The 23,030-nt window shown below is 73.8% G+C and carries 24 protein-coding genes, 3 tRNA genes and 1 pseudogene; 19 read left to right on the forward strand and 9 right to left on the reverse strand.

What is annotated here, in order from left to right; translation table 11 throughout:
* Positions 1-137 precede the first annotated feature (137 nt).
* Entirely contained in the window at positions 138-698 is a 561-nt protein-coding gene (locus ACFY07_RS05170; RefSeq protein WP_390867478.1) for a GNAT family N-acetyltransferase, read from the forward strand.
* A gap of 56 nt (positions 699-754) precedes the next feature.
* Here the strand turns inward: ACFY07_RS05170 and ACFY07_RS05175 are convergent.
* Positions 755-1,408, reverse strand: a pseudogene (locus ACFY07_RS05175) (SDR family oxidoreductase); the annotation flags it as partial.
* 194 nt (positions 1,409-1,602) lie between these two features.
* Positions 1,603-2,871 carry an amidohydrolase family protein gene (locus ACFY07_RS05180; protein ID WP_390867479.1) on the reverse strand — a complete coding sequence of 423 codons (1,269 nt, stop codon included), beginning with the start codon at positions 2,869-2,871 and terminating at the stop codon, positions 1,603-1,605.
* A 232-nt stretch (positions 2,872-3,103) separates the two neighbouring features.
* On the opposite strand from ACFY07_RS05180, the gene ACFY07_RS05185 reads away from it, so the two are divergent.
* From ACFY07_RS05185 to ACFY07_RS05220, 8 genes are all read left to right on the forward strand, one after another.
* Positions 3,104-3,176: transfer RNA gene (locus tag ACFY07_RS05185), tRNA-Thr, on the forward strand.
* Between the two features lie 29 nt (positions 3,177-3,205).
* Positions 3,206-3,278: transfer RNA gene (locus ACFY07_RS05190), tRNA-Met, on the forward strand.
* A gap of 84 nt (positions 3,279-3,362) precedes the next feature.
* On the forward strand, positions 3,363-3,527 hold the full coding sequence (rpmG, locus tag ACFY07_RS05195; protein WP_004571794.1) for a 50S ribosomal protein L33: 165 nt from the start codon (positions 3,363-3,365) through the stop codon (positions 3,525-3,527).
* 246 nt (positions 3,528-3,773) lie between these two features.
* Entirely contained in the window at positions 3,774-4,226 is a 453-nt protein-coding gene (locus ACFY07_RS05200) for a MaoC family dehydratase N-terminal domain-containing protein (RefSeq protein WP_230648841.1), read from the forward strand.
* 8 nt (positions 4,227-4,234) lie between these two features.
* A complete protein-coding gene (locus ACFY07_RS05205; RefSeq protein ID WP_390867666.1) occupies positions 4,235-4,663 on the forward strand; it encodes a MaoC family dehydratase in 429 nt (142 codons plus the stop codon).
* Between the two features lie 125 nt (positions 4,664-4,788).
* Positions 4,789-5,346, forward strand: a complete 558-nt coding sequence (locus ACFY07_RS05210) for a TetR/AcrR family transcriptional regulator (RefSeq protein WP_390867480.1) — start codon at positions 4,789-4,791, stop codon at positions 5,344-5,346.
* A gap of 77 nt (positions 5,347-5,423) precedes the next feature.
* Complete coding sequence (locus ACFY07_RS05215; RefSeq protein WP_390867481.1) at positions 5,424-6,830, forward strand: DHA2 family efflux MFS transporter permease subunit; 1,407 nt, start codon at positions 5,424-5,426, stop codon at positions 6,828-6,830.
* Positions 6,831-6,964: 134 nt separating this feature from the next.
* The gene (locus ACFY07_RS05220; protein WP_390867482.1) at positions 6,965-8,020 is read left to right on the forward strand and encodes a UDP-N-acetylmuramate dehydrogenase; all 1,056 of its coding nucleotides are present in this window, start codon (positions 6,965-6,967) and stop codon (positions 8,018-8,020) included.
* A 36-nt stretch (positions 8,021-8,056) separates the two neighbouring features.
* On the opposite strand, the gene ACFY07_RS05225 is transcribed toward ACFY07_RS05220, so the two are convergent.
* Together ACFY07_RS05225 and ACFY07_RS05230 are read right to left on the reverse strand one after the other, a co-directional pair.
* Positions 8,057-9,097 (reverse strand): adenosine deaminase, encoded by a 1,041-nt coding sequence (locus tag ACFY07_RS05225; RefSeq protein WP_230648834.1) that lies wholly within the window; start codon positions 9,095-9,097, stop codon positions 8,057-8,059.
* A gap of 153 nt (positions 9,098-9,250) precedes the next feature.
* On the reverse strand, positions 9,251-10,510 hold the full coding sequence (locus ACFY07_RS05230) for a pyridoxal phosphate-dependent aminotransferase (protein ID WP_230648832.1): 1,260 nt from the start codon (positions 10,508-10,510) through the stop codon (positions 9,251-9,253).
* Positions 10,511-10,791: 281 nt separating this feature from the next.
* On the opposite strand from ACFY07_RS05230, the gene ACFY07_RS05235 reads away from it, so the two are divergent.
* The 3 genes from ACFY07_RS05235 to nusG all read left to right on the forward strand — a co-directional run bounded on the left by ACFY07_RS05235 (position 10,792) and on the right by nusG (position 12,390).
* Positions 10,792-10,864 (forward strand) — tRNA-Trp (locus ACFY07_RS05235).
* A gap of 98 nt (positions 10,865-10,962) precedes the next feature.
* Positions 10,963-11,262 carry a preprotein translocase subunit SecE gene (gene secE / locus ACFY07_RS05240; protein ID WP_230648830.1) on the forward strand — a complete coding sequence of 100 codons (300 nt, stop codon included), beginning with the start codon at positions 10,963-10,965 and terminating at the stop codon, positions 11,260-11,262.
* Positions 11,263-11,451: 189 nt separating this feature from the next.
* The gene (gene nusG, locus ACFY07_RS05245; protein ID WP_390867483.1) at positions 11,452-12,390 is read left to right on the forward strand and encodes a transcription termination/antitermination protein NusG; all 939 of its coding nucleotides are present in this window, start codon (positions 11,452-11,454) and stop codon (positions 12,388-12,390) included.
* Positions 12,391-12,466: 76 nt separating this feature from the next.
* Here the strand turns inward: nusG and ACFY07_RS05250 are convergent, their stop codons facing one another.
* Genes ACFY07_RS05250 through ACFY07_RS05270 form a run of 5 tightly spaced genes read right to left on the reverse strand, consistent with a single transcriptional unit; the run spans position 12,467 to position 15,888 of the window.
* Positions 12,467-13,714, reverse strand: coding sequence for a tyrosine-type recombinase/integrase (locus ACFY07_RS05250; protein WP_390867484.1), 1,248 nt, complete (start codon positions 13,712-13,714; stop codon positions 12,467-12,469).
* The gene (locus tag ACFY07_RS05255) at positions 13,714-13,917 is read right to left on the reverse strand and encodes a helix-turn-helix transcriptional regulator (protein ID WP_390867485.1); all 204 of its coding nucleotides are present in this window, start codon (positions 13,915-13,917) and stop codon (positions 13,714-13,716) included. Before ACFY07_RS05255 ends, ACFY07_RS05250 begins: the two co-directional genes overlap by 1 nt.
* Positions 13,908-15,332, reverse strand: coding sequence for a replication initiator protein RepSA (gene repSA, locus ACFY07_RS05260; RefSeq protein ID WP_390867486.1), 1,425 nt, complete (start codon positions 15,330-15,332; stop codon positions 13,908-13,910). The genes ACFY07_RS05255 and repSA overlap by 10 nt, the downstream gene beginning before the upstream one ends.
* The gene (locus ACFY07_RS05265; RefSeq protein ID WP_390867487.1) at positions 15,329-15,574 is read right to left on the reverse strand and encodes a hypothetical protein; all 246 of its coding nucleotides are present in this window, start codon (positions 15,572-15,574) and stop codon (positions 15,329-15,331) included. The genes repSA and ACFY07_RS05265 overlap by 4 nt, the downstream gene beginning before the upstream one ends.
* Entirely contained in the window at positions 15,571-15,888 is a 318-nt protein-coding gene (locus tag ACFY07_RS05270; RefSeq protein WP_390867488.1) for a hypothetical protein, read from the reverse strand. Before ACFY07_RS05270 ends, ACFY07_RS05265 begins: the two co-directional genes overlap by 4 nt.
* A 251-nt stretch (positions 15,889-16,139) precedes the next feature.
* Here ACFY07_RS05270 and ACFY07_RS05275 point away from each other — a divergent pair, with 251 nt between their 5' ends.
* The 7 genes from ACFY07_RS05275 to rplL all read left to right on the forward strand — a co-directional run bounded on the left by ACFY07_RS05275 (position 16,140) and on the right by rplL (position 22,555).
* A complete protein-coding gene (locus ACFY07_RS05275) occupies positions 16,140-16,904 on the forward strand; it encodes a GntR family transcriptional regulator (protein WP_390867489.1) in 765 nt (254 codons plus the stop codon).
* Positions 16,905-17,991: 1,087 nt separating this feature from the next.
* Positions 17,992-18,426 carry a 50S ribosomal protein L11 gene (rplK, locus tag ACFY07_RS05280; RefSeq protein ID WP_230648826.1) on the forward strand — a complete coding sequence of 145 codons (435 nt, stop codon included), beginning with the start codon at positions 17,992-17,994 and terminating at the stop codon, positions 18,424-18,426.
* 83 nt (positions 18,427-18,509) lie between these two features.
* A complete protein-coding gene (gene rplA, locus ACFY07_RS05285; protein ID WP_230648823.1) occupies positions 18,510-19,232 on the forward strand; it encodes a 50S ribosomal protein L1 in 723 nt (240 codons plus the stop codon).
* Between the two features lie 103 nt (positions 19,233-19,335).
* Positions 19,336-20,124: a hypothetical protein gene (locus tag ACFY07_RS05290; protein ID WP_390867490.1), complete on the forward strand. Its 789-nt coding sequence runs from the start codon at positions 19,336-19,338 to the stop codon at positions 20,122-20,124.
* Positions 20,125-20,283: 159 nt separating this feature from the next.
* A complete protein-coding gene (locus ACFY07_RS05295) occupies positions 20,284-21,144 on the forward strand; it encodes a hypothetical protein (protein WP_390867491.1) in 861 nt (286 codons plus the stop codon).
* Positions 21,145-21,520: 376 nt separating this feature from the next.
* Positions 21,521-22,084: a 50S ribosomal protein L10 gene (rplJ, locus tag ACFY07_RS05300; protein WP_230648817.1), complete on the forward strand. Its 564-nt coding sequence runs from the start codon at positions 21,521-21,523 to the stop codon at positions 22,082-22,084.
* Positions 22,085-22,171: 87 nt separating this feature from the next.
* Complete coding sequence (gene rplL, locus ACFY07_RS05305; protein WP_390867492.1) at positions 22,172-22,555, forward strand: 50S ribosomal protein L7/L12; 384 nt, start codon at positions 22,172-22,174, stop codon at positions 22,553-22,555.
* Positions 22,556-23,030 lie beyond the last annotated feature (475 nt).

A 23,030-nucleotide genomic window follows, 5' to 3' on the forward strand; every position in this document is an offset into this window, starting at 1 on the left:
TACGGTGGCCGTGGCCCTCCCGCGCGGCACGTTTACTGACTGACCATCAGAAATAAACGTTCCCAGAGCATATGACGGTGCCGCATGGTAGAAAGCACCGCACGCGGGGAAGGCGCATGCTCGGAGGGGAGGCCGGGATGGGGGAGACCGTCGTGGTGCGGCAGGCCGGGCCCGCCGACGTGGCCGCCGCCGCCGACCTCTGGTACGCCTCCCACCAGGTGCGGCGAGGTGGCCGGGCGTTACCCGAGGAGCGGCACGAACTGGCCCAGGGCCGGATGGCGGACCCCGGCTGCCTCCTGCTGATCGCGGAGGACCTCGGCGCCCCCTGCCGGCCGGCCCCGCAGGACCCCGCGGCCGCCGGGCCGCCCCCGATCGTCGGATCCATCCTCGGCGAGCCCGCCCGCGAGGACGACGGGGCGGGCGGGCCGGTACCCGGCCTGCTGCACATCGCGCTGGTGTCCGTCCACCCCGACCAGTGGGGGCGGCACGTGGGACGGCTGCTCGTCGAGGCGATGCTCGCCCGCGCCGCGGTCCGCGGCTACCGCCAGGCCCAGCTGTGGGCGCACGCCGACAGCACCCGCGCCAACCGCCTGTACCGGGCGGTCGGCTTCCGCCGCACCGGACGCGCCCGCATCGACGACTGGGGCGAACTCGTGGTCCAGTACCGGCGCGACCTCGCACCCCGCCCGCCCGGCTGAGCGGACGGCCCGGACGGGCGGCCGCGCGGCCGGGCCCCGTCGGCGCACCCGTGTTCCGCGACCGCCGCCACCGCCTCCGCGACCGGTACGTCCCCGCCCACCAGTTCCAGCGTCAGCCCGGCCGTGCCCGGCTCGTCCAGGAGCGCCGCCAGCACCGCGGCGACGTCCTCCCGGTCCACCTCGCCGCGCCCCGTGGACCCGGCCAGCCGCACCCGCCCGGTCCCCGGACCGTCCGTCAGCCGTCCCGGCCGCAGCACCGTCCAGTCCAGCGCCGCCCGGCCCCGCACCGCGTCGTCGGCGGCGCCCTTGGCGCGCAGGTAGGCGCCGAAGACCGGGTCCCGGCCGTCGGGGGCCGCCGCGTCGGCGCCCATCGAGGAGACCATCAGGTACCGGCGCACCCCGGCCCGTTCGGCGGCGTCCGCGAGCAGCACCGCCGCGGCCCGGTCGACCGTCTCCTTGCGGGCCGTCCCGCTGCCGGGGCCGGCTCCCGCGGCGAAGACCACCGCGTCCGCCCCCTCCAGCAGGGCGGCCACCTCGTCGGCGGAGGCCTGCTCGAGGTCCAGGACGAGCGGTTCGGCCCCCGCGGCGCGGAGGTCGTCGGCGTGCCGCGGGTTGCGGACGATCCCGGCCACCGAGTCGCCGCGCCCGGAGAGGATCCGCTCCAGGCGCAGGGCGATCTGGCCGTGTCCGCCGGCGATGACGATGCGCATGGGGCCGAGCCTATGCGCGGGGCCTGCGCGCCGCCGTGCGCCGCGTCCGTCCGGCGCGTCGCCCCCCTCCCCACCCCGTCGCGCCACCCCGCGCCCGGAGGAGCGCCCGCCGGGGCCCGCCGTCCCGACCTGCCGCTCCTGCACACCGTTCCGACCTGCCGCTCCGACCTGCCGCTCCGGCTCAGCAGTCCGGCTCAGCGGTCCGGAGGCGTCCACTCCGGCGGCACGGCGCGGGTCTGCCTCGGGAGGGCGAGGGCCGTCGTGTCGGCGAACTCCCGGACCGCGCTCGTCCGGCTCGCCACCCGCCCGCCGTGCACCACCAGGCGGCTGTGGCCGCCCGCCAGCACCCCCGGCAGGCTGTCCCCGCGCACCGCCAGCAGCTCCGCCGGGAACCCGGCCTCCACCCGCACCTCCGGCAGCCCCAGGACCGCCCGGGCCCCCGTGCTCACCGTCTCGTACGCCGCCACCGCGTCCAGCCCGCCCGCGGCCGACAGCAGGAACGCCGCCTCCAGCGGGTCGGCGCGCCCCACCGGGTTGCTGGAGTCGCGCAGCGCCCCGCTGCCCGCGGCCACCGCCACGCCGGAGCGGCGCAGCACCCGGGTGGGGGAGGGGAAGGGGAACGCCGGCCGGGCGGGCGCGGGCGGCCCGCCGGACCCGGTGCAGGTGCCGCTCTGCGGCAGGCAGACCACGGCCACCCCGGCGGCGGCCAGCCGGTCGGCGCAGCGGGTGGCGGCCTCGTCGGGGAGCAGGCCGAGCCGGGTGCAGGGCCCGATGACGGCGCGCGGCCGCACCGAGCCCAGGACGCCCGCCAGCCGGGCGAGGCGCGCCGGGTCGCCGCCGTCGGTGTGCAGGTCGACCGGGCAGCCGAACTCGGCCGCGATGCCGGCCAGCTCCTCGACGTACCCGGTGGGGTCCGGGTCCAGGTCGGGGCAGCCGCCCACGGCGTGCGCGCCCAGTTTGAGCGCCTCCCGCAGCATCTCGCGCTCCGCCGCGCCCGCCGCGCCGGTCAGCAGCCGGGGCATCGCCACCGCCTGGAGGTCCACCAGGCCGCGCAGCGCCCGGCGGGCCTGGAGGACGGCCTCCAGCCGTGCCAGGCCGTGCACGTCGCCGATCCGGACGTGGGTGCGCTGGGCGGTGGCGCCGTACCCGAGCGCGGTGAGCGCCGCCTCGGTGACCCGGCGGAGCAGGTCGTGGCCGTCGTCGGGGGGCGGGCCGGCGTGGGCCGCGGAGTAGGCCGCGTCCAGGTGGGCGTGCGGTTCGGCGGGGGCGGGGAGCAGCAGGTAGCCGTCGAGGGCGACGCGCAGGGTGCGCGGCACGCCCGGCCCGGCGGGCGCGGGGCCGAGGCTCCCGGCCGTACCCACCGCCTGGATCCGGTCGCCGCTGATCCTGACGTCCACCACCCGGCCGTCCAGCAGCCGGGCACCGCTCAGCAGCAGGGTGTGCGGCGCGCCGTCCGCCGTCATGCGCGGCTCCTTCCGCCGTCCACCGGTGACCGGCCGGCGGGCCCCGGGAGGGGCCGGCCGGAAGATCGATGGGGCGAGCGTAGGGCGCGGGGTGCGCAACCGGCGGGAGGCGGGCATTAGTCGTACCGGTACGGGGCGCCCGGGCCCGGCGGCACCGTCCTGGCCTGGGAACCTGCGGGCCGGATACGGATTTCACCTTCGGCCCGGAACCGTGTAATCTCTTCCTCGGCCCGCCCCAATAGCTCAGTCGGCAGAGCGTCTCCATGGTAAGGAGAAGGTCTACGGTTCGATTCCGTATTGGGGCTCTGGTGACCAGGTCCTTCCTGGTCATCAAAGCGGTGTAGCTCAGTCGGTAGAGCAAGCGGCTCATAATCGCTGTGTCACCGGTTCAAGTCCGGTCACCGCTACCCCGCGTAGCCGGTCGGGGGGATCGCACTCCCGATCGGCTACTCTTGTTGCGTTCATCCGTCTGTTCCGAGGAAGGCACTCCTGTGGCTGCCACCGACGTCCGCCCGAAGATCACGCTGGCCTGCGTGGAGTGCAAGGAGCGGAACTACATCACCAAGAAGAACCGGCGCAACGACCCGGACCGTCTTGAGATGAAGAAGCACTGCCCCCGCTGCAACGCGCACACCGCGCACCGCGAGACCCGCTGACCCCAGCGTCAGGCCCAAGGCTCCAGGCCGTCCCCCGTGCGGGGGCGGTCTGGGGCCGTTTGGTGCGCCCGCGTCCGTACCGGTGCGCCCCGGCCCGATAGCCTCTGCCGCGGGTGCCGCGTGATCCGGGCGCCGGGGCCGTGTCCCCGGCGGCGCGGACCGCGGTGCCGCAGCCGTCACGCCGCAGGCGCCGTGCCGCAGCCGCCGCGGCCGTCGCACCGCAGTCCACAGCCAAGGGAGCTGCCCATGCCGCTGGACCCCTCCTTCATCGGGCGGTCCTACCCGCCCACCGCGCCGTACGAGGTGGGCCGCGAGAAGATCCGCGAGTTCGCCGACGCGGTCGGGGACGCCAACCCCGCCTACCGCGACCCGGAGGCCGCCAAGGCCCTCGGCCACGCGGACGTGGTCGCGCCGCCCACCTTCCCGTTCCTGGTCACCTACCGGGCCGCCGCCCAGGTGGTCGAGGACCCCGAGCTGGGGCTCGACTTCACCCGGGTGGTCCACGGCGACCAGCGGTTCGCCTACACCCGCCCGGTGCGGGCGGGCGACCGGCTGTCGGTGACGGTCTCCATCGACTCGATCAAGTCCCTGGCGGGCAACGACATCCTCTCGGTGCGCGGCGAGGTCCACGAGGCCTCCGGCGAGCACGTGGTGACGGCGTGGATGACGCTGGTGGCGCGCGGTACGGCAGGGGAGTGAGCGGAGCAGTGGCGACGAGCATCAGCTACGACGAGGTCGAGGTCGGCACCGAGCTGCCGGCGCGGTCCTTCCCGGTGACCCGGGCCGACCTGGTCCGGTACGCGGGGGCCTCGGGCGACTTCAACCCGATCCACTGGAACGAGCGGTTCGCCCGCGAGGTGGGCCTGCCCGACGTCATCGCCCACGGCATGTTCACCATGGCCGAGGCGGCCCGCGTGGTCACCGACTGGGCGGGCGACCCGGGTGCGGTCGTCGAGTACGGCGTGCGCTTCACCAGGCCCGTGGTGGTGCCCGACGACGGCGCCGGCGCGGTGGTGGAGGTGTCCGGGAAGGTCGCCGCCAAGCTGGACGGCCGGCGGGTGCGGGTGGACCTCACCGCGACCAGTGCGGGCCAGAAGGTGCTGGGCATGTCCCGGGCCGTGGTGCAGCTGGCCTGAGGGCCGGGCGTGCAGGCTCCGGGGGCCGGGGCGCAGCGGGGGAGGGGCCGGACGGCGGTCCCTCCCCCGTGTCCGTTCCGCCCCTCCCCTTGACGTCGTTAGTGATTGGCCAATAACTTGGGCGCATGGCGAGGACCACCACCCGGATGTCGGCCGAGGAGCGGCGCGAGAGCGTCGTCCGCGCGGCGATGACCGAGTTCGCCCGCGGCGGCTACCTCGGCACCTCCACCGAGGCCATCGCCCGCCGGGTCGGCGTCTCCCAGCCGTACCTGTTCCGCCTCTTCCCCAACAAGCAGGCGATCTTCCTGGCCGCCTCCCGCCTCTGCATGGAGCGCACCCGGCGCGCCTTCGAGGAGGCGGCCGAGGGCGTCCCGGACGACCGGGTCGCCGAGGCCATGGGCGCCGCGTACACGCAGCTGATCGCCGACCGCGAGGTCCTGCTGATGCAGATGCAGATGTACGTGGCGGCCGCCACCGGCGACGCGGCGGGGGAGCCCGAGGTGGGCGAGGCCGTCCGGGCCGGCTGGGCGGAGCTGTGGGACTGGGTGAACCTCCGGCTGGGCGCCGAGCCGGGCGCCGCCACCGACTTCATGGCCCACGGCATGCTGATCAACGTCCTGCTCGCCATGGGCTTCCCGCCGGACCACCGCGTGTGGGCCGGCTTCGAACCCGACTGCCTCTGACCGCGCGCCTCCGCGCGAGGCGCGTTCCGCACGCCCCCGAAAGTTATTGATCAATAACTAAGCAAGGGAGAACCGCGATGCGTTCCATGGTCTGGGCGCTGGTCATCACCAGCGTCGCCGGCTTCATGGCCGCCCTGGACAACCTCGTCGTCACCACCGCCCTCCCGGCCATCCGCCAGGACCTCGGCGGCGGTCTGACGGACCTCGAGTGGACGGTCAGCGCCTACACCCTCACCTTCGCCGTGCTGCTGATGACCGGCGCGGCCCTCGGCGACCGCTTCGGCCGCCGCCGCATGTTCCTCGCCGGCACCGCCGTCTTCACCCTCGGCTCCGCGGCCGCCGCCCTCGCCCCCGGCATGGGCGAGCTCATCGCCGCCCGCGCCGTCCAGGGCGTCGGCGCCGCCGTCCTGATGCCCCTCACCCTCACCCTGCTCACCGCGGCCGTCCCCGAGGGCCGCCGCGGCCTCGCCTTCGGCATCTGGGGCGCCGTCAACGGCCTCGCCGTCGCCACCGGCCCGCTCATCGGCGGGACCGTGGTCGAGCACATCTCCTGGCAGTGGATCTTCTGGCTGAACGTCCCCGTCGGCCTGCTCCTGCTGCCCTTCGCGCGGTTCCGCCTCGCCGAGAGCCGCGGCCCCGCCGGCCGCCTCGACATCCCCGGCACCGTCCTCGCCAGCGCGGGCCTCTTCGGCATCGTCTACGCCCTCGTCCGCGGCAACGCCGACGGCTGGACCAGCGGGCCGGTCCTCACCGGCCTGGTCGCCGGGTCCGCGCTGGTCGCCGCCTTCGTCGGCTGGGAGCTGCGGTCCCCCGCCCCGATGCTGCCGATGCGGCTCTTCCGCAGCCGCGCCTTCAGCGCCGTCAACGCCGCGAGCCTGCTGATGTTCCTCGGCATGTTCGGGTCCATCTTCCTGCTCAGCCAGTTCCTGCAGGGCGTCGGCGGCTACTCCCCGATGGAGGCCGGCGTGCGCATGCTGCCGTGGACCGGCATGCCGATGCTCGTCGCGCCGGTCGCCGGCGTCCTCAGCGACCGCGTCGGCGGCCGCCCCGTGGTCGCCGCGGGCCTGGCGCTCCAGGCGGCGGGCCTGGCGATGTTCGCCCTGATCGCCGCACCGGACGTCTCCTACGCCGCCGAGGTCCCCGCGCTGGTCGTCTGCGGCGTCGGCATGGCGCTCTTCTTCGCCCCCACCGCCAACCTGGTGATGGCCGGCGTCCGCCCCCACGAGCAGGGCATCGCCTCCGGCGCCAACAACGCCCTGCGCGAACTCGGCGGCGCCCTCGGCGTGGCCGTGCTCTCCGCCGTCTTCTCCGCCCGCGGCGGCTACACCTCGCCGCAGGCCTTCACCGACGGCCTCGTCCCCGCCCTGTGGACCGGCTCCGGCGCCATCGCCCTGGCCGCCGTCGCCGCCCTGCTGGTGCCCGGCCGGCGCCGCACCGCCCCCGCCCCGGCCGAGGCCGCGGCGGTGCCCCAGCCGGTCGCCTGAACGGCCCCGGACGGCCCGGCCGCCCCGGGCCGCCGGGCGGTGGGCCGGGGCCCCGGCACCCCCCGCCCGACCGCCCCCGACCCGCCCCCGCTCCGTCCCGGAGCGGGGGCGCGGCGTGCCCGTACGCTGTTCCCGTGCAGGTACTCCACGACGCCCCGCTCGCCCCGCTGACCACCTTCCGCCTCGGCGGCCCGGCCCGCCGGCTGGTCACCGCCACCACCGACGCCGAGGTCGTCGAGGCCGTGCGGGCCGCCGACCGCGCCGGCGAGCCGCTGCTGCTCCTCGGCGGCGGCTCCAACCTCGTCATCGGCGACAAGGGCTTCGACGGCACCGCGCTGCGGATCGCCACCACCGGCATCGAGCTCCGCGACGGCGTGCTGGAGCTCGCCGCCGGCGAGGTGTGGACCGACGCCGTCGCCCGCACCGTCGGGCTGGGGCTCGCCGGGATCGAGTTCCTGGCCGGCATCCCCGGCTCCGCCGGCGCGACCCCCGTGCAGAACGTCGGCGCGTACGGCCAGGAGGTCTCCGCCACCGTCACCGAGGTCACCGCCTACGACCGGCGCCTCGGCGGGACCGTCGCGATCCCCGGCGCGGAGTGCGGCTTCGCCTACCGGCACAGCCGCTTCAAGGCCGACCCGGAGCGGTACGTCGTGCTGCGCGTCCGCTTCGCGCTGGAGGACGCCGGCGGCCTCTCCACGCCCGTGAAGTACGCCGAGGTCGCCCGCGCCCTCGGCGTGGAGCAGGGCGAGCGGGTGCCGCTCGCCACCGCCCGCGACACCGTGCTGGCGCTGCGCGCCGGCAAGGGCATGGTGCTCGACCCCGACGACCACGACACCTGGTCCGCGGGCTCCTTCTTCACCAACCCCATCCTCGACGCGGCCGCCCATGCCGCCTTCCTCGACCGGGTCCGCGACCGCCTCGGCCCCGACACCGCGCCCCCCGCCTACCCGGCCGGGGACGGGCACGTGAAGACCTCCGCCGCCTGGCTGATCGACCGGGCCGGCTTCACCAGGGGCTGGGGCGCCGGCCCGGCCCGCATCTCCACCAAGCACACCCTCGCCCTCACCAACCGCGGGGACGCCACCACCGAGGACCTGCTGGCCCTCGCCCGCGAGGTGCGCGACGGCGTCCGCGCCGCGTTCGGCGTGGAACTGGTCAACGAGCCGGTGATGGTCGGCGTGGAGCTCTGAGGTCCGGGGCCGGGCCCCGGCCGCGTCCGCGGCCGGTCAGGACGTCAGCCAGGCGTCCACCCCGGCCAGCAGCCGGGCCCGCACGTCGTCCGGCGCCGTGCTCGCCCGCAGCGACTGCCGGGCCAGTTCGGCCAGCTCCGCGTCGGTGAAGCCGTGCGCCTCCCGCGCGAGGTCGTACTGGGCCGCCAGCCGCGAGCCGAACAGCAGCGGGTCGTCCGCCCCCAGCGCCATCGGCACGCCCGCCTCGAAGAGCCGCCGCAGCGGCACGTCCTCCGGCTTCTCGTACACGCCCAGCGCCACGTTGGAGGCCGGGCACACCTCGCAGGTGACCTGCCGGTCCGCCAGCCGCCGCATCAGCCGGTCGTCCTCGGCCGCCCGCACGCCGTGCCCGATGCGCGCCGCCCCCAGGTCGTCCAGGCAGTCCCGGACGCTCTCCGGGCCGGACAGCTCGCCGCCGTGCGGGGCCGCCAGCAGTCCGCCGCGCCGGGCGATGTCGAAGGCCCGGTCGAAGTCGCGGGCCAGTCCGCGCCGCTCGTCGTTGGAGAGGCCGAAGCCGACGACCCCCCGGTCGGTGTACCGGACCGCGAGCCGGGCGAGCGTCCGGGCGTCCATCGGGCTCTTCATGCGGTTGGCGGCCACCAGCACCCGGATGTGCACGCCGGTGGCGTCCGACGCCTCCCGGACGGCGTCCAGGATCAGCTCCAGCGCCGGGATCAGGCCGCCCAGCCGCGGCGCGTACGACGTGGGGTCCACCTGGATCTCCAGCCACGCCGAGCCGTCCGCCCGCTCGTCCTCCGCCGTCTCGCGCACCAGCCGGCGGATGTCCTCCTCGTCGCGCAGCACCGAGCGCGCCATGTCGTACAGCCGCTGGAAGCGGAACCACCCGCGCTCGTCGGTGGCCCGCAGCCTCGGCGGCTCGCCCGAGCTCAGCGCCTCCGGGAGGTGCACGCCGTGCTTGTCGGCCAGCTCCAGCAGCGTCGTCGGCCGCATGGATCCGGTGAAGTGCAGGTGGAGGTGGGCCTTGGGGAGGAGCCGTACGTCACGCCCGGGCGCGGGGGAGGAGTGCAGGTGGTCCATTGGGGGATTCTGCCGTGCCGGAGGCCCCCGCGGACACCGACCGCCCGAAAACCGGGGGCCCGGCGCCGCGTCCGGCGCCCCGGAAGGGCGGGCCCGGGAACGGCGGGGGCCCGCCGCCCCGGAGGACGGCGGGCCCCTGCGGGCGCGGGCGCGTCAGTCGCGCGCCTCGGCCAGCAGCTTCTGCAGCCGCGAGACGCCCTCGACCAGGTCGTCGTCGCCCAGCGCGTACGACAGGCGCAGGTAGCCGGGGGTGCCGAACGCCTCGCCCGGGACCACCGCGACCTCGGCCTCGTCCAGGATCAGGGCCGCCAGCTCCACGGAGGTCCGCGGCCGCTTCCCGCGGATCTCCTTCCCCAGCAGCGCCTTCACCGACGGGTAGGCGTAGAAGGCGCCCTCGGGCTCGGGGCACTCCACGCCGTCGATCTCGTTGAGCATCCGCACGATGGTGCGGCGGCGACGGTCGAAGGCGGTCTTCATCTCGTCCACCGCGGACAGGTCGCCGCTCACCGCGGCGAGCGCGGCCACCTGGGCCACGTTGCCCACGTTGGAGGTGGCGTGCGACTGGAGGTTGGTGGCCGCCCTGACGACGTCCTGCGGGCCGATCAGCCACCCCACGCGCCAGCCGGTCATGGCGTAGGTCTTCGCCACGCCGTTGACGACGATGCACTTGTCGGCGAGCTCGGGCACCAGCACCGGCAGGCTGTGGAACTCCGCCTCGCCGTAGACGAGGTGCTCGTAGATCTCGTCGGTGAGCACCCACAGGCCGTGCTCCGCCGCCCAGCGGCCGACCGCCTCGGCCTCGGCGCGGGTGTAGACGGCGCCCGTCGGGTTGGACGGGGAGACGAAGAGCAGCACCTTGGTGTCCGCGGTGCGCGCGGCCTCCAGCTGCTCCACGGAGACCTTGTAGCCGGTGGTCTCGTCGGCGACGACCTCCACCGGCACGCCGCCCGCCAGCCGGATCGACTCCGGGTAGGTGGTCCAGTACGGCGCGGGGACGATCACCTCGTCGCCCGGGTCGAGGATCGCGGCGAACGCCTCGTAGATGGCCTGCTTGCCGCCGTTGGTCACCAGGACCTGCGAGGGGTCCACCCGCCACCCCGAGTCGCGGAGGGTCTTCTCCGCGATCGCCTTCTTCAGCTCGGGCAGGCCGCCCGCGGGCGTGTAGCGGTGGTACCGCGGGTCGCGGCAGGCCTGCGCCGCCGCCTCGACGATGTAGTCCGGGGTGGGGAAGTCCGGCTCGCCGGCGCCGAAGCCGATCACCGGGCGTCCGGCCGCCTTGAGGGCCTTGGCCTTGGCGTCCACGGCGAGGGTCGCGGACTCCGCGATGGCGCCGATGCGGGCCGACACCCGGCGGTCGGCGGGCCGCGCGGCGGGGTCGGGCTGAGGAGCAGGGTGGGGGGAAGCAGCGCTCATGCCTGCATCGTCGCAGAACCGCCCCCGGCCGGGCACGGCCGTTCCACCATGCGTCCACGGGCGGGTGAACGGCCGGCCGGACGGGCGGCGCGCGGGAGGCCCCGCGCGCCCGTGAGCAGGCATCCCGACGCGCGGCCGTCGGGAACAGGTTCGACGCGGCGGCCCGGACCCCGTACACTCGTCGCTCGATGGCACCCCGTCACATGCAACCGGCCGGCGTACACCACGCAGCGGTGAGGATGCGGTAGGTTGGGAGGCATCTCGGCGCCGCGAGGCTCCGAAGGGCTATAGCTCAATTGGTAGAGCACTGGTCTCCAAAACCAGCGGTTGGGGGTTCGAGTCCCTCTGGCCCTGCAGCTGGATCCGCGCCGAGCCCGCCCGCTCCACCGAGCGTGCGGGCTCGCCGCGGAGATGGCCCCGACAGCACTGCGACCGGATTCAGGTGAGGACGAGTGACGGAGACCACGGGCTCCACCGCGACGCCTGAGCGCGGCCGTCCCGGGGAAGAGCAGAGCGAGCTGCCCTCGCGCCGCGACCGCAAGCGCGCCTCGAAGCAGAAGAAGGGCCTCTTCGCCCGTCTCGCCCTCTTCTACCGCCAGATCATCGCCGAGCTGCGCAAGGTCGTCTGGCCCACCCGCAACGACCTGGTGACCTACACCACCGTCGTGATCGCGTTCGTGGTGGTCATCATGCTGCTCGTCTCCGGCCTCGACTGGAGCTTCGCGAAGCTCAGCTTCTGGATCTTCGGCTGACCTGCCACGACCGCGCCGTCGGCACCGATCGGACAATCCCGCTACCGTTGACTCGGTACTGTTGAGTTTCCGAGCCGTACACGGACGCTGTTCGCATCGATCTGATTCGAGGATCCGATTCGAGGACTGGACAGGAGAAGGCAACGGCGCGGAACCGTTCCATCTCTCTCCAGGAAAGAAGCAGCCACCGTGTCTGAGTCCCCCCTGTACGACGCCGACGAGACCGTCCGCGAGGCGGACGACGCCGTGGAGCGCGACGCGGCCGGCTCGGCCGAGGCCGAGGGCGACACCGCGGAGCAGGTCGTCGACGCGGCCGACGCGGACGCGGACGAGGTCGAGGCTGCCGAGGCCGGCGCCCCGGCCGAGGAGGCCGCCCTGCACGTCGCCGGCGACGCCGAGACCGAGGCCGAGGAGGCCTTCGACGAGGGCCGCGACGCGGAGGCCGGCGAGTCCGGGGCCGCCGGGTCCGAGGGCGACGCCGAGGCCGCCGATGCGGAGGCCGGCGAGTCCGAGGCCGAGGACGTGGACCCCGTCGCCAAGTTCCGCGAGGAGCTGCGGCTCGCCCCCGGCGAGTGGTACGTCATCCACACCTACGCGGGCTACGAGAACCGCGTGAAGGCCAACCTGGAGCAGCGCGCCGTCTCGCTCAACGTCGAGGACTACATCTACCAGGCCGAGGTGCCCCAGGAAGAGGTCGTCCAGATCAAGAACGGCGACCGCAAGACCATCCGCCAGAACAAGCTCCCCGGCTATGTCCTGGTGCGCATGGACCTCACCAACGAGTCCTGGGGCGTCGTCCGCAACACGCCCGGCGTCACCGGCTTCGTGGGCAACGCCTACGACCCGTACCCGCTGACCCTGGACGAGGTCGTCAAGATGCTCGCCCCCGACGTGGAGCGCGCCGCGGCCAAGGAGGCCGGCAAGCCCTCGGTGTCCCGCCCGGTCGAGGTCCAGGTGCTCGACTTCGAGGTCGGCGACTCGGTCACCGTCACCGACGGCCCCTTCGCCACCCTCCAGGCGACCATCAACGAGATCAACCCCGACTCGAAGAAGGTCAAGGGCCTGGTCGAGATCTTCGGCCGGGAGACCCCGGTCGAGCTCTCCTTCGACCAGATCCAGAAGAACTAGCCGAACCAGGCCACAAAGAAGCCCCCGACCAGCGGCGTTCCGTTGGGCGGGGGCTTCTTCGTGCCTCAGGGGCCGTCTACGGGCCGTCCGGGTGCCTCCGGGCCGTCCGGAACATCTCATCCACGGCGCGCCGGGTGCGTGTCTCGCTGCTCGGCATCAGGTGCGTGTAGGTCCGCAGGGTGAATCCCGGGTCGGCGTGGCCCAGGTAGGCGCTGAGGGCCTTGATGTTCTCCCCGGCGTCGAGCAGCACCGAGGCGTAGAAGTGCCGCAGGGCGTGCATGCCGTCCTCCCGCGACTCCTTGTAGGGCTGGCCGGGCGCACGCTCGGGGATCACGCCGGCGGTGACCAGGGCGGGCTTCCATGCGTGGGTGTTGAAGTCGTTCCGGCGGATCGCTCCGAGTTCGGCCCCGGTGAAGTGCAGGAGCTTGGTCACCGGCGGGCCGTCCGGCCGCAGCCAGGGCAGGGTCACCTCCACGGGCGGGAAGGCCGTCATGTGCTCGGCCAGCACGGAGGCCACCGCATCGGGCAGAGGCACGTCCCGAAGCTTGCCGCCCTTCGGGGGAGCGAAGACCTGGCGGTGGCCGACCATCTTGACCTGCTGCGTGACATGCAGCACACCAGCGAGGGGGTCCACCTCGTCAACGGGCAGGCCGAAGATCTCACCCTGCCGGAGGCCGCACCCGGCTCCGAGATCCACCATGGCCCGGAAGCGGGCAGGCAGCCCGGCCCGGACGGCGAAGACCCGGTCGGCCGACCAGGGCTTGATCCGGCCGGGGGAGGGGGCCGGAGGCTTGATCGAGCCAGCACGGCAGGGGTTCCGGGCCAGGTGGCCGTCATCCACCGCAGCTGTGAGCGCAGCCGACACGTTGCCGAAGATCACGCGCCGGTAGGAGCTGGCCAGCCCCAGGTCTTCCAGAGTTCGGGCCCAGGCCCGGACGTGGGACGGCTGGAAGGAGCCCAGCGGCCGTGAGCCCAGGTGAGGGAAGGCGTGCAGTCTCAGCCGCCGCTCCACGGCCTCACGGGTGGACGGGTCGGTCGTCTGGGACGCCAGCCAGTCGAGGGCGTACTGCCGGAAGGTCACCCGCCCGGCCCGGGGGTCGATGTACTGGCCCCGGGACATGTCGGCCTCGATCTTCGCCAGCCATGCCTCTGCCTGCCGCTTCTGCCGGTCGGGGAAGGACTGGCTGCGTTCGGTGCCGTCCGGGCCGATGTAGCGGGCGCGGTAGCGCATGCCGGTGCCGTGCCGGTCGGTCTTGACCTTGACGGGCTTGCCGTCGGGGCCGGGCTCGGTCTTGTACCAGCGGTCCTGGACGTGCCCGGCCATCAGGCCACCTCCTCACTCAGCGACTCGATCCAGGCGTGCACCTTGGCGGGGTCGAAGCGCAGGTGCCGGCCGACGCGGAAGCCGGGCGGACCGATGCGCTTGCGCCGCCACTGGTAGACCGTCTCCACGCTCGGCAGGCACAGCAGGATGACCAGGTCCTCGGGGGTGAGGTACCGGTCCGGAAGTGCTCCCCTCACAGCCATGCGGATGCCTCCTCCTCTTGGGCCAGCAGTTGGGCCATCTCCTCTCGGGTGGTGGTGCGGTTCTCTTCGAGGTCCCGGGCGATGCTCGCGGCGAGCAGGGATTCCCCGGGGGTGTTGCCGGACCCGGCGAAGGCCCAGTGCGCGAGCACGAGGGTCTCGGTCTCGGGCAGGTCGTCCAGGTCGGGCAGTCCGGCGGCGAGCAGCCGTTCGCGGAGGTCTTCGCGGGCCTGGGCGGCGCGGTAGTCGGCGCGGACCTGGCGCAGGGCGCCGAGGGTGACCGAGTAGCGCGGGGACTTGCTGGAGAAGTGACCGCGGAAGCCGAGCATGTGCGACCACTGGGCCAGGCGCCGGTCCGGGTACAGGGCGTCGAGGTCCCAGCAGGCAGCGATCAGGCGCCGGGTGTGCTCGGGCACCTCCATGCGCTCCAGCTCGTGCCGCTCGACGATCCGGCGGTCCAGGGCGCCGGTGGCTTCGGTGGACTTGGTGGCGTACTTGGCCACGTACGCGGCTACCGCTTCTTCGGTCAGCTCACCGCTGGCCAGGGCGCCGATGGGCCGCACGTCCACCTGTGTCCCCCAGCGGAGCACCCGGGCCGGTTGGTTCCCGGCGGCCGCCACCGGGATGCCGGCGGAACGGGCGGCGGCGCGGATCGCGTCGTCCAGGAGCTGCACCGTGGCCCAGGCCGGGGGTGCGGTGTCGGCCCCGGCCGGGCCGTCGAGGCGGATCACGGCGTGGAAGTGGACGGCGCCCCGGCGCTGGTACTCGGCGACCTTGCCGAAGGACACCCGGGCGACCTCCCCGAGCCGGGAGCGGGGCACTCCGGCGCGGGCGGCGACCTCCCGCCGGAGGTAGATGGTGAAGCGGCGCCACAGGTCGGGGGCGTGGTTGTTCCACAGCGCCGCGTGCGCGTAGTCGTACCGGTCCACGTTCAGCGGCGTCCCCAACCGTGCATCGTGCTCGCCGTGGGTGGCGCCGCAGCGGCAGGTGCCCGTGTCGGGGCGGTTGTGGACCGGGCCGAACGACGGCGCCGTGAGCGTGGCGAACACCCGTGGGTGCTCCCGGACCGTGGCGGGCACGCCCTTGGACTCGTCGCCGATCAGCCCGGCGCGGACCAGGTGGAAGGTGTCGGCGGCGTAGGTGCGGGCGCACGAGGGGCAGCGCGAGGCCCGCCGGTTTCCGCAGGCCAGCTTGAGTCTGCCGCCGGGCTGGTTCTGGGTGGAGAATTCGTGCCACACGACCCCGGTCGGGGCGTGGATCAGCTTGCGCCAGCCTCGAACGTGGATCGGTTGGGCACAGCCGCCGGTGCGGCGGATCTGCTCATGAAGGGCGGCCAGGTCGCCCCGGGAGGCCAGACGCGCCAGGTCCAAGACCGTGAGGCGGTCGAGTCCCCCGGGGCGAATCGCTCGGTCGGTCACGCGGCCACCGCCAGCGGGACGGGGGCGGGGAGGGGCTCGGGTCCGGTGAGGGGTCCGAAGGTGGGGTCGGCCGGGCAGATCACGTCCCCGTCGTGGGTCAGCACCCGCACCCCGCCCTCACGCACCCAGCGCCAGCCCGGGGCGGGGGCGAGGCAGCGCGGGCAGCGGCCGGGAACTGTCACCCGGGCGCGGCGGGCCAGGCCCAGGAGGGCGGCGCGGTCGACGGCGGCCGGGGCGCTCACGCGGCCACCCCGGTTCCGGGCAGCGCCACCGTGGCGTGGACCGGGCAGGGCCGCAGGAACGGGCTGTCGTCGTCGAAGTCCTCCAGCGGAATCCTGACCCACCCGGTGAAGCCGCCGTTCTCCGGCCACACCGGCAGGTGGCACGGGCACAGGCCCCGCACCCCGAGGAGGGCGTCGGTGCAGCCGCACGGGACCATCGCCCCGGCCGTCCCGCACACCGACCCGTCCCGGTCGGGGTACCGCAGCGTTCCGGCGCAGTCCTCGCACAGGTCCACGTCCCGCCGGGAGAGCGGAGCCGTGAGCATTGCGTGCATGATGGAAGCTCCCTTGAGAGAGGGACCGGGGCGGCGCACTGGCTTGGCGGTTGGGGCGCCGCCCTTGGTGTGTCCGGAGACCCCCGGGAGCGGGCATCTCTAGACATCTACAGTGAAGGTGAGGTCTCTAGAGATGTCAATACCTCTCTAGAGATCTGTCAGTGGTGTGCGCTTGGGTAGATGCCGGGCGCTCACTTCGCCGGGCACGGCGAGGCGCCCTAGGATGTCTAGAGAAGAGGAGGTGTGGAGTGATGGCCACCAGCAGCGACGGCAATCAGCCCAAGTACCAGCGGATCGCCGACGCGCTCACGGCAGCCATCGAGTCCGGCGAGTACAGCCCCGGCGACCGCCTGCCGGGAGAGAACGACCTGATGGAGACCTACGGCGTGGCGCGGATGACCGCCCGCCAGGCCCTCAACGTGCTCAAGGAGGAAGGCATCGTTGAGGCCCGCCGAGGCGCCGGCGTCTTCGTCCGCGACTTCCGCCCGCTTCGACGCCGCGGCATTCAGCGGCTCTCCCACGAACGGTGGGGCTCCGGCCAGTCCATCTGGTCCGCCGACTTCGACATCGAGAGCCGCAACCTCGTCGTGGACCAGATCACCGTGAGCGAGGAGCCCGCACCCGAGCGGATCGCACGAGTCCTCGGCATCGGCACCGGTGACCCGACCTGTGTGCGCAGGCGCCGTTTCGTCCTGGACGGCAAGCCGGTCATGTTCGCCACCTCCTACCTCGCAGCCGAACTCGTCGCAGGCTCCGCCATCACCCAGGAGGACACCGGCCCCGGCGGCACGTACGCGCGTCTGGCCGAGCTGGGGCACAAGCCGGTGCACTTCCGCGAGGAGATCCGCTGTCGCATGCCCCGGCAGAGCGAGGCCGCGAGTCTGGCGCTCAGCTCCGGCACGCCGGTCATCGTGCTGTGCCGCACGGCGTTCGAGGACGCAGGCAACGCGGTCGAGGTCAACGAGATGACCTTGGACTCCGGCTCCTACGTCCTGGAGTACGACTTCGACGCCTAGGGCCGGGACAGAGGTGGAGTGGTTACGGATTTCGCTACTTCATCAAGGCTCGCTGCGCTCGCAGCGGCGCCGCGCGGCGCCGCTCGCCGTCGCTCCTGTCTTCGCCCCGCTCCCGGCGGCGGCCCGCTCCGCGCCGCAAGGCGGGAGTGGGATTGGCCGGCCGGTGGCTGGGGCGGGCGCCGACACGATCTTTAGCCACCTCCCCGGTCCGGAACCCGACGTCGAGCAAGACCAGGGGGCCGATCGGGCTAGATGCGGGCAGGCAGGAGCCAGCCCGATTCGCGGCCAGCGTACGGCCCCCTGGCCATGCCCGACCCCAGCCCGGGCAGGCCACCGGCCAAAGATCGCGCCAACGCCCGCGTGCGCCACAGCGGCTCGTACGATGCTCCCGTGAAAAGACGGATCTCGTCATCCACGATCACGTGGCTGGCCGCATGCTGGGTGATAACCACCCTCGTGATGTGGGGAGTCGGCGTCTTACTGGGTCTCTCTTTCCCGCTGTGGGGAATCGGTGGCTATGTAGCAGCAATGATGTTGGTCAAGGAGTGCGGAGACTGGGTGCGAGAACGACGGCGCATGCGGCGTGAGAGCAATGACCGAATGTGACGCGGAGTCCTTCGGGCCGTCTGTGGGCCGTTCGATGCTGCTCACGACCGGCCGACGATGACAGCCGTTGACGGCTCAGCCGCAGGTCAGCCAGAACCTCGCGCGTAACGTCGCAGATCCGGGCGATGGGGGTTCAGATCCAGAAGAACTGACGCGGATCCCCGCGCAAGGCCCCCGTCCGGCGGAAGACCGCCCGGCGGGGGCCTCCGCGTTCCGGGCGGGGCGCCGCCGCCGGGCGTCCGGCGGCGCCCCGCACCCCGCATCCCGGGGCGTGCGCGGGGCGGCCGGGCGCCGGGCCGGGGAATCCGTTTTTGGTGCGGGGGCCGGTTCGCGTTACCGTGGTCCGATGTGTGTGCGTGACCCCGGGCGCCGCCCGGTACCCCGCACACGCTGCCACTCAAGGCCCTGACGGCCGTCCGCGACGCCTCGCGCGTCCGGTCCCGTCCGTCGGGAAACACCTCTCAGAAGGACCCGGAGAGACATGCCTCCCAAGAAGAAGAAGGTCACGGGGCTCATCAAGCTCCAGATCAACGCAGGCGCGGCCAACCCCGCGCCGCCGGTCGGCCCCGCCCTGGGCCAGCACGGCGTCAACATCATGGAGTTCTGCAAGGCGTACAACGCCGCCACCGAGTCGCAGCGCGGCATGGTGGTGCCGGTGGAGATCACGGTCTATGAGGACCGCACCTTCACCTTCGTCACCAAGACTCCGCCGGCCGCGCGCCTCATCCTGAAGGCCGCGGGCGTGGAGAAGGGCTCCGGCGAGCCGCACAAGACCAAGGTCGCGAAGATCACCCGCGACCAGGTCCGCGAGATCGCCACCACCAAGATGCCCGACCTGAACGCCAACGACCTGGACCAGGCCGAGAAGATCATCGCCGGCACCGCCCGGTCGATGGGCATCACCGTCGAGGGCTGAGAACCCTTCCGGTTCTCGCAGTGGTAGGGCCAGGCGCTGGCCCGTCGCCACCACGACTCCACACAGATCACTCAGGAGCAGCAGTGAAGCGCAGCAAGGCTCTGACTGCCGCGGCCGGCAAGGTCGACCGCGAGCGTCTCTACGCCCCCCTGGAGGCCATCCGCCTGGCCAAGGCGACCTCCACCACCAAGTTCGACTCGACCGTCGAGGTCGCCATGCGCCTGGGTGTCGACCCGCGCAAGGCCGACCAGATGGTCCGCAGCACCGTGAACCTGCCGCACGGCACCGGCAAGACCGCTCGGGTCCTGGTCTTCGCGACCGGTGAGCGTGCGGCGGCCGCGGAGGCTGCGGGCGCCGACATCGTCGGTGCCGACGAGCTGATCGACGAGGTGTCGAAGGGCCGTCTGGACTTCGACGCCGTCGTCGCCACCCCGGACCTCATGGGCAAGGTCGGCCGCCTGGGCCGCGTGCTCGGTCCCCGTGGCCTCATGCCGAACCCGAAGACCGGCACTGTGACCCCGGACGTGGCCAAGGCCGTGACCGAGATCAAGGGCGGCAAGATCGAGTTCCGCGTCGACAAGCACTCGAACCTGCACTTCATCATCGGCAAGTCGTCCTTCTCCGACGAGCAGCTCGTCGAGAACTACGCGGCTGCCCTCGACGAGGTGCTGCGGGCCAAGCCGTCCGCCGCCAAGGGCCGCTACATCAAGAAGACCACCGTGTCGACCACCATGGGCCCCGGCGTCCCGGTCGACCCGAACCGCACCCGCAACCTCCTCGTCGAGGAGGACCCCGCGGCGGTCTGACGCCCCGAGGCGCCATCGCGGCAGCGCAGTACGGCGGGCCCGCACCCCTGGTCGACAGGGGTGCGGGCCCGCCGCCGTCCCCGGGTCGGTAGAGTCCCGGGCCATGCGCGCCCTCCTCCGCACCGCCGCCGCGGCCGCCACCGCCGCCGCGGTGCTGGCCGGTGCCGCGGCGTGCGCGGACCACCGGGAGCGGACCCCCGCGGAGGCGTTCCTGGCGGCCTCCCGGGTCATGCGGAAGGCCGGCGCCGCCCGGGTGGCCCTGCAGCGGCAGGACCCGGGGCAGGGCGCGGTGGGCGGCCGCGGGGTGCTCTCCTGGGGCGGCAGGCCCGCGATGGACCTCGTCCTGCGCGGCCCCTCGGGCACCACCGAGGTCCGGACCCTCGACGGCACCGTCCACCTCGGCCCGGACGGCGGCGACTGGACGGAGTACGACCCGGAGGACCCCGCGGCCGGCGGGCCCGGCGCGGCGGCGGCCGCCGTGTACTCCACCTGGAGCGAGCAGCTCGACCCGGTCGCCGACCTGGAGGCGCTGGCCGAGGTGGGGACGCTGGAGCGGATCGGCACGGAGCGGGTGGGCGGCGACGACGCCGTCCACTACCGGGGCACCGCCACGGTGAGGGCCCTCGTGGGCGCCTCCGGCGGCCTCCCGGCCGCGCAGCGGGTCTCCGTCCTCGGCGCGTACCTCAGGCAGGGGGCGACCGGCATCACCGCCGACGTCTGGATCAACGGCCGCGACGAGGTCGTCCAGGAGCGCAAGACCTGGCGGATGCCCCGCGGCGCGGCGACGACCACCACCCGCTACACGGACCTCGGCACCGAGGTGGACATCCAGGCCCCGCTTCCCGGCGAGACCGTCGACGCCGCGAAGGCGGAGAAGGACGCAACCGGATGAGCCCGGAGCGTGTCCTGAAAGGACGGGTGGCCGAACGGCCACGGCGGGCAGGAGCCCGTGCGGCCGGTCCGCCGGACCGGCGGCCCTGACGGCGGACGGCGGCGGACAGACAGCGACCCGACGAGCAGCAGCCGAGCAGGCAGACCCAGGGGGATCCCTTTGAAGCACATCCGTCCGAAGCACGTCCGTCCGATAGCCGCCGGCCTGGCGGTCGCCGCGCTGGCCGCCACCGCGGCGTGCTCCACCGTCGCGGAGAAGACGACGCAGAAGGCCGCGCAGCTGGCCCCGGCCGCCCTGCTGGACCTGGCCGGCCGCAACGCCGGCAGCGCCGGCACCGCCCGCGTCTCCATGACCATGGGGATGCCCGGCATGGCGGGCGCGGTGACCGCCGACGGCGTCATGGGCTGGGGCTCCAAGGCCGGGATGGACATCCAGTACTCGGGCAACGACGCCCTGAAGGGCCTGGACCCCGACGGCTCGGTGCACGCCCTCGGCAAGGGCCCGGTGGTCTACTACGAGCTGCACGGGCCCGCGATCTCCCGCTTCGGCGGCAAGCACTGGATGAAGTTCGACATGTCGGCCCTGGCCGGGGCGGCGGGCGCGGGCTCCGACGGCCAGCTCTACCAGGACCCCTCCGCGTCCGCGCGGGCGCTCACCGACGCCGGGGGCCTCAAGGAGGTCGGCAAGGAGACCATCGCCGGTGCCGAGACCACCCACCTCTCCGGCACGGTCGCGGCGCAGAAGCTGGTCGCGGCCCGCACCGGGCTGACCGCGGCCCAGCGGCGGCAGCAGCTCAAGGCCCTCGCCGCGGCGGGCATCGAGCAGACCGCCATCGACGTCTGGGTGGACGCGAAGCGGCTGCCGGTCCGGATCAACCAGTCGATGCCGACCAAGCGCGGCACCATCACGGTGAAGGCCGACTTCTCCGACTACGGGGCGCCGCTGAACGTCGCCGTCCCGCCCGCGTCCGACACCGCGGACCTCGCCGGCCTGCTGAAGAAGATCAAGAAGCAGGCCTGAGCGGTCGCGGGAAGCGGTCCTGAGCAGCGGTCGGCCCGCCCACCGGCGTGACCGGGGGCGGCCCCGGGAGGCGATTTGCCCGGGGCCGCCCCCGTCGCCTACTGTGGGCACTGCCAAAGACCGCTGGTTGTCGGCGTGCGCCCGCAAGGACCGCACGACGGCCGAAGGATCTGCGAACGAAGTGCAGACGGCCCGCGCAGGTGCGATTGGAGTTCGATCTCCGGCCCCGCGGGGCCGTCGAGGTCATGCGAGCCCCGTGCGCCTGCGCGCCGGGGCTCTTCTCGTTCTCCCAGCCCCCTTCCCGCGGAACCGGCGCACCAGGTCGACTCCCGAACGGTCGGCCGAGCATCGACATCACGGAAGGAGGCGTAAGCCTATGGCGAGGCCCGACAAGGCTGCCGACGTCGCGGAGCTGACGGACAAGTTCCGCACCTCCAACGCGGCCGTGCTGACCGAGTACCGCGGTCTGACCGTGGGGCAGCTCAAGACGCTGCGCCGCTCGCTGGGCGCGAACGCCCAGTACGCCGTGGTGAAGAACACGCTGACCAAGATCGCTGCCAACGAGGCCGGGATCACCGAGCTGGACGACCTGTTCGCGGGTCCGACGGCTGTCGCCTTCGTCACCGGTGACCCGGTGGAGTCGGCGAAGGGTCTGCGTGACTTCGCCAAGGAGAACCCCGCTCTCATCATCAAGGGCGGTGTCCTTGACGGCAAGGCGCTGTCCGCCGATGAGATCAAGAAGCTCGCGGACCTCGAGTCCCGCGAGGTGCTGCTCGCCAAGCTTGCCGGTGGCATGAAGGCGTCCATGGCCAAGGCCGCGGCGACCTTCCAGGCCCCGCTCTCGAAGTTCGTCCGCACCGCGGACGCCCTTCGCAGCAAGGTCGAGCAGGGCGGTGCCGGTACGCCGGCTCCCGCCGCCGAGGAGGAGGCCGCCGAGTAATCGGCGGGCTCACGCCCTCGCAGCGGGCCCGTACGCCCGCCGTTATGTACATCCGGCACCAGCCGAATTAGTGGAAGGACGCCCATCATGGCGAAGCTGTCGCAGGACGAGCTGCTCGAGGTCTTCGGCGAGATGACCCTCATCGAGCTCTCCGAGTTCGTGAAGGCCTTCGAGGAGAAGTTCGACGTCGAGGCTGCCGCCCCGGTCGCCGTCGCCGGTGTCGCCGGTCCGGCCGCCACCGCCGAGGCCGTCGAGGAGCAGGACGAGTTCGACGTCATCCTCGAGTCCGCCGGTGACAAGAAGATCCAGGTCATCAAGGAGGTCCGCGCCCTGACCTCCCTCGGCCTGAAGGAGGCCAAGGACCTGGTCGACGGCACCCCGAAGCCGGTCCTGGAGAAGGTCAAGAAGGAGGACGCCGAGAAGGCGAAGGCCGCCCTCGAGGGCGCCGGCGCCAAGGTCACCGTCAAGTGACCTCGGTCTCCTGACCGCAGTCCCGCAGACTGCAGCCCCCTCGCGGGGCGGGCCGGGGCGGCCACCCTCCGGGGTGGCCGCCCCGGCCTTCTGCGTGCCCCGGCCTTCTGCGTGCCCCGGCCTTCTGCGTGCCCCGGCCGCCCCTGTGCCCGGCCCCGCCGGCCCGTCGGCCCCCGCCGCCCCGCACCGCCGCCCTCCGGCGTCCCGGGGGCACGGGCCCTGCTTTTCCCCGCCGCCCGGCCCCGCGGGCCCTCCTGCGGCCCTGACGGCCCGCGGCGGGCCCCTTCCCGGACCGCCGCGCCCCTCCCGGCCCCTCCGCCCTCCGGGCCCGCCCCGCGCCCCGTGCGCCCCCCCCGGCGGCCACCGGGGGCGCTCCCGTCCCGGTTCCGTCCCGGTGCCCCGGCCCGCCGTCCCCGCCTCCGTCGGCGCCGCCCGGTATGGTGAGCGCAGTCCCGGCCGCACCGCCCCCACCACG

The organism is Streptomyces sp. NPDC001380 (genome assembly GCF_042895785.1).
Lineage (GTDB): Bacteria > Actinomycetota > Actinomycetes > Streptomycetales > Streptomycetaceae > Peterkaempfera.

Excerpts from the sequence above, each read along its gene's own strand:
- ACFY07_RS05170 (WP_390867478.1), top strand. The coding sequence starts at position 138 with ATGGGGGAGACCGTCGTGGTGCGGCAGGCCGGGCCCGCCGACGTGGCC.
- ACFY07_RS05180 (WP_390867479.1), bottom strand. The coding sequence starts at position 2,871 with ATGACGGCGGACGGCGCGCCGCACACCCTGCTGCTGAGCGGTGCCCGG.
- ACFY07_RS05200 (WP_230648841.1), top strand. The coding sequence starts at position 3,774 with ATGCCGCTGGACCCCTCCTTCATCGGGCGGTCCTACCCGCCCACCGCG.
- ACFY07_RS05210 (WP_390867480.1), top strand. The coding sequence starts at position 4,789 with ATGGCGAGGACCACCACCCGGATGTCGGCCGAGGAGCGGCGCGAGAGC.
- ACFY07_RS05215 (WP_390867481.1), top strand. The coding sequence starts at position 5,424 with ATGCGTTCCATGGTCTGGGCGCTGGTCATCACCAGCGTCGCCGGCTTC.
- ACFY07_RS05225 (WP_230648834.1), bottom strand. The coding sequence starts at position 9,097 with ATGGACCACCTGCACTCCTCCCCCGCGCCCGGGCGTGACGTACGGCTC.
- ACFY07_RS05230 (WP_230648832.1), bottom strand. The coding sequence starts at position 10,510 with ATGAGCGCTGCTTCCCCCCACCCTGCTCCTCAGCCCGACCCCGCCGCG.
- ACFY07_RS05250 (WP_390867484.1), bottom strand. The coding sequence starts at position 13,714 with ATGGCCGGGCACGTCCAGGACCGCTGGTACAAGACCGAGCCCGGCCCC.
- ACFY07_RS05255 (WP_390867485.1), bottom strand. The coding sequence starts at position 13,917 with ATGGCTGTGAGGGGAGCACTTCCGGACCGGTACCTCACCCCCGAGGAC.
- ACFY07_RS05270 (WP_390867488.1), bottom strand. The coding sequence starts at position 15,888 with ATGCACGCAATGCTCACGGCTCCGCTCTCCCGGCGGGACGTGGACCTG.
- ACFY07_RS05275 (WP_390867489.1), top strand. The coding sequence starts at position 16,140 with ATGGCCACCAGCAGCGACGGCAATCAGCCCAAGTACCAGCGGATCGCC.
- rplK (WP_230648826.1), top strand. The coding sequence starts at position 17,992 with ATGCCTCCCAAGAAGAAGAAGGTCACGGGGCTCATCAAGCTCCAGATC.
- ACFY07_RS05290 (WP_390867490.1), top strand. The coding sequence starts at position 19,336 with ATGCGCGCCCTCCTCCGCACCGCCGCCGCGGCCGCCACCGCCGCCGCG.
- rplJ (WP_230648817.1), top strand. The coding sequence starts at position 21,521 with ATGGCGAGGCCCGACAAGGCTGCCGACGTCGCGGAGCTGACGGACAAG.
- rplL (WP_390867492.1), top strand. The coding sequence starts at position 22,172 with ATGGCGAAGCTGTCGCAGGACGAGCTGCTCGAGGTCTTCGGCGAGATG.